1 protein-coding gene and 5 pseudogenes are annotated in these 4,031 nt (G+C 69.7%); 5 read left to right on the top strand and 1 reads right to left on the bottom strand.

From position 1 onward, the window contains the following. On the bottom strand, positions 1 to 547 hold a 547-nt coding region (locus BFF76_RS15125; protein WP_244167283.1), incomplete at its 3' end, for a VOC family protein. A gap of 177 nt (positions 548 to 724) precedes the next feature. On the opposite strand from BFF76_RS15125, the pseudogene BFF76_RS33815 reads away from it, so the two are divergent. The 5 pseudogenes from BFF76_RS33815 to BFF76_RS15110 form a co-directional block, all read left to right on the top strand. Next, positions 725 to 1,299: pseudogene (locus tag BFF76_RS33815) on the top strand (FUSC family protein); the annotation flags it as partial. A gap of 271 nt (positions 1,300 to 1,570) precedes the next feature. After that, positions 1,571 to 2,188: pseudogene (locus tag BFF76_RS34675) on the top strand (FUSC family protein); the annotation flags it as partial. A 59-nt stretch (positions 2,189 to 2,247) separates the two neighbouring features. Further along, positions 2,248 to 2,535 (top strand): annotated as a pseudogene (locus BFF76_RS33805) (MarR family transcriptional regulator); the annotation flags it as partial. Positions 2,536 to 2,537: 2 nt separating this feature from the next. Further along, positions 2,538 to 2,722, top strand: a pseudogene (locus BFF76_RS33800) (MarR family transcriptional regulator); the annotation flags it as partial. 693 nt (positions 2,723 to 3,415) lie between these two features. After that, positions 3,416 to 4,031, top strand: a pseudogene (locus BFF76_RS15110) (ATP-binding protein); the annotation flags it as partial.

Here is a 4,031-nt window from a genome sequence, read left to right as displayed (position 1 = left end):
CGCCGGGGATCTGCCTCGGGGGTGAGAGCGGCGTACCGCCCGCGGTCAGGGCGATGGCCACGGCAACCTCGGCGTCGGCCACCGTGAAGTAGGGCAGCCAGTGCGGCGGTGTCTCCGCCCGTTCCTTGTCGTCCTGCTCCTTCATGCCGCCGAAGTCGGTTCCGTCCACGCCCCAGTGAGTGAAGTGTTCGGAGGCGTTGACCTTCCAGCCGAGTACGGACGGGTAGAAGGCGAGCGCGCCCTTCGGATCGGGCGTTCGCAGCTCGGCCCAGCCCAGCGTTCCCGGATCGTCGAAGCGTTCCGCGCCGGAAAATGCGCGTGCCTGCCAGAGCGAGAACACCGCACCGGCCGGGTCGGTGGCCACCACGAATCTCCCCAGGTCGAAGACGTCCATCGGTTCCATCAGTACCGTGCCGCCTGCCGATCGCACGGTGTCGGCCGAGGCGTCCGCGTCCTCGGTGGCGAAGGACACGGTCCAGGCCGGCTGCTGCTCCGGGCGGTAGAGGGGACTGAAGGCCGCGACGGCGTCCTCGCCGATGCGTGCCATCGTGCAGCCGCCCGCCTCGGGCCGTGGGTCNNCCCGAGGCGGGCCGACCATCCCGTTCCTACGCTGATGTCCAGCACGCTAGAGCCGTGCGGAAGCGGCGGCGACCCGAGGTGGTCCGGTGCGAAAGTATTTTACGTATGTAACACCTGTTAAGGTAAATGAGTGAGTGATACAGCCATGCGACCCCGGAAGCCACCCGTCCACAAGCTGCCGGTCACCGGTGTCCTGCGGCTGAACAGCCCCGCGGAGATCTGGTACAAGCCCGCGCTCAGTGTGGTGGTTGCCTCGGCAGTCCCGAATCTGCTGCTGTACTCCCTCGACCGCCTCGACCTGGTCATGTACACGATGGCGGGCTCCCTCTGCGCGCTCTACGGGCACAACCTCCCGTACGCCCGCAGGGCACACACCGTCCTCCGCGTGATCCTCGGGATGGCCGCGGGCCTCGCCGTCGCCCTGGTGACCGCCTCGCTCACCGACTCGACCGCCGTGCTGATCGCCGCCGGTGCGCTGCTCGCTGCCGTGCAGAAGACCTTCTGTGACGCGACGCGCATCGGCCCGCCCGGCAACGTGATCTTCGCGTTCGTCACCTCGGCCGCACTCTTCGCACCGCAGGAGCTGGGACAGGTACCGGGGCACATGGCCCTGATGCTGGCAGCGGGCGCCTTCTCCTGGCTGGTCACGGCCGGCCCGGTCCTGTGGCACAGAGAGGGACCCGAGCGCCTCGCCACCGCCCGCGCACTCGACGCGGCCGCNNAGTCCCTGCTGGCCGCCGGGCGGCCGACTCCCGTGCGCCAGGAACTCGAGCGGCTCGTCGTCCACGCCGAGCGGGCGCTCGCCACCACGGCGGGCGACGGCCACACCCCCGGCGCGGGTCCCGACGGCCACGCCTCCGGCGCGGACCCCGAGGAGCTGCGCCGATGGGCGGCGCTGACCCGCGGCCGTGGCCCCGTCCCCTGCCCTCCACCCGCACCAGGCACCGTCGAACAGCTCTTCGGGATCAACGCCGAACGGGCCGGGCAGAGGATGCGGCGCGGCCGCCGCGAGGCCCGGAGAAGGCTGCTGCGCGCGCTCGGCCCCGGCTCCCCGGTGCTGCCGGTCGCCTTCCGCACCCTCGTCGGGTGCGCCCTGGCCGGCTACGTGTCCTCGGCGCTGGGCGTGGGGCACCCGTACTGGGCCATCGTCACGGCGGCATCCGTCTACCAGCCCAACCTCGCCCTCTCCTGGAGCAGGGCCCTGCAGCGCACGGTCGGAAACCTTCTCGGCGTCATGGTCTTCGCGGCCGTCATCCCGCTGGCCCGGGTCGACCCGCTCGTCCTCGTCCTGTGCGTCCTGTTCTTCAACTTCGCCGCCGAGGCCCTGATCACCCGCAACTACTGGCTCGGCTCCGTCGCCGTCACTCCGATGGCCCTTCTGATCCTGGAATTCGGCGGGTTCCAGCCGGCGGGCGAGCTCATCGCCGACCGCACCCTGGACACCCTGGTGGGCGTCGCCGTCGGCTTCCTCGCCGCGATCGCCGTCACCAACCGCCGGGCGTCCGGCCGAGTGGAACGGGCCCTCGCCGCGGCAGGGGAGGCCCGGGACCGGGCCGAGCGGGCTGTCGCCGACCCGGCGGCCGACGCCCTCAGGCTGGAAACGGCACGCAGGAGGCTGACCGCCTCCCTCGTCGAGCTGCGTGACGCCGGCGATGTCGCATCGGGCGAATGGTGGCAGCGCGCCCTGCCCGAGGAAGAGCTACTGGCGGCCGAGCAGGCGGGACACCGTACGCTCGCGGCGACAGCACAACGGCAGGGACTGACCACCCTGCCCCCTGCGAACGGAGCGGTGTGAGCGACGACATCGTGGCCTCGGTGGTACGGCAGTGGCAGGCCGTCAGCCCGGGCCTTGACACCGGACCGATGGAGCTGATCGGCCGTATCAACCGCTGTGCGGCCCTTCTCCAGCAGGCCGAGGACGCCCCGCTGCGGGCCGCCGGACTGACCCGCGCCGAGNNGCAGGGTCGCCCACGTCGGGCTGACGGACGCGGGGCGTGACCTCGTCGACCGTCTGCTGCCGGAACAGCTCGCCTACGAGCGGTCGGTTCTCTCCGGGCTCGACGAGGAGACCCGCAGCGGGCTCAGCGGACAGCTCGGCGAGCTGCTGGTGCAGCTGGAGGGCCGGCTCGGCGGTCGTCGCTGACGAGGTGCCACCACTGCAGAGGTGCCGTAGCCGACGAGTGCTGACGCTGCCGAAGTGCCGCCGTCGACAGGCTCCTGCGGCATGCGGCCTGCGGCTGACGAAGCGATGTGGACGCCGTCCCGCTCCCGGGCCGACGGAGCGAGCTCACGGACGGTGAGGAAGCCGCCCGGCCGGAAATGTGCGCGCTCCCTGGAACCGGGGCCGTCGTACTCGACGGTGCGGCCTGCACGGACAACCCGTCAACCCGCTCGCACGCGCGTCCGTCGCTCAGGCTTCTGCTCCTTTCGATCCGATTCGATCACATGTGCCCTTGTACCGTTCTGCGGTTCGGAAGGTCTCGTATATGTGGACGAGGTTCGCTCGCCTGTGCGCTGAGTTACCCGTTTATCCAGGTCAGTCACTAAGTGCGGCGAATCGTCTCNNGCGGGACGCAGGCGGGCGCTTGCTCCCGATTCGTGAATCACGTCACTCCCTGCGCATGACTGACGGCGGTGAGTGCGAAACCTGGCGAGTGTATTACCGCGGAAGTGCTCGCGCAGGGGGTTGGGTGAATATGCCGAAGCACTGTTCTGATCTGGCTAGGCTCACGCCCAGTGAAGTCGAGTTGTTGCGAATTCGAGCACTTGTTCACGACTGTCCGTGTAAGTGCTGTACCTCCCCATACCTTCCCGAATCAACCGCCAGAGGGTTTAGATGGTCCGTGTCGAATCACCGCCGACCAACAGAGACATCCCCGTAGTCCGTGCCGCGTTCCCGCCCGTTGTGCTCATGGCCGGCGCCACCGCCGCAGGCGCTGTGCCGCTCACAGGGGCCACGCGGGCGGCAGTCGTGTGGTGCGGTGCGATCGCCACAGTGCTGGTCGCCACGCTCGTCGTCGTACTGAAGCGACGGAACAGGGCGATGCGCGTCCAGCGCGCCGACTACGAACAGCGCGTCGCCTTCCTGGAACACCGCATCGCGTCGTACGACCAGGAGACCGAACGGCTCACCAAGGAGCTCCTGCCCGCCGCGATCCGCCGACTGCGTGCCAGTAACTCGCCGCAGGAAGTGATGCGCGACATCGTCGACGCGGACGAGTCGTACCGGGGCCTCCCCAAGGCGCAACGCGCCCTGGTGCTCCAGGTCCTCGACATCATCGACAACGAAGAGGCGATGCGTGACTCCGCGCAGCGTGCCTTCGTCAGCGTCGCCCGCCGGGTCCAGGCCATCGTCCACCGACAGGCCAGCGAACTGCGGGAGATGGAGGACCATCACGGGCGCAACCCCGATGTCTTCGACGACCTGCTCCGCATCGACCACGGCACCGCGC

It is taken from the genome of Streptomyces mutomycini (assembly GCF_001700505.1).
GTDB lineage: Bacteria > Actinomycetota > Actinomycetes > Streptomycetales > Streptomycetaceae > Streptomyces > Streptomyces mutomycini.
Note: the sequence above shows the minus strand (reverse complement) of the source record. Positions and strands in the feature narration are given on the sequence as shown.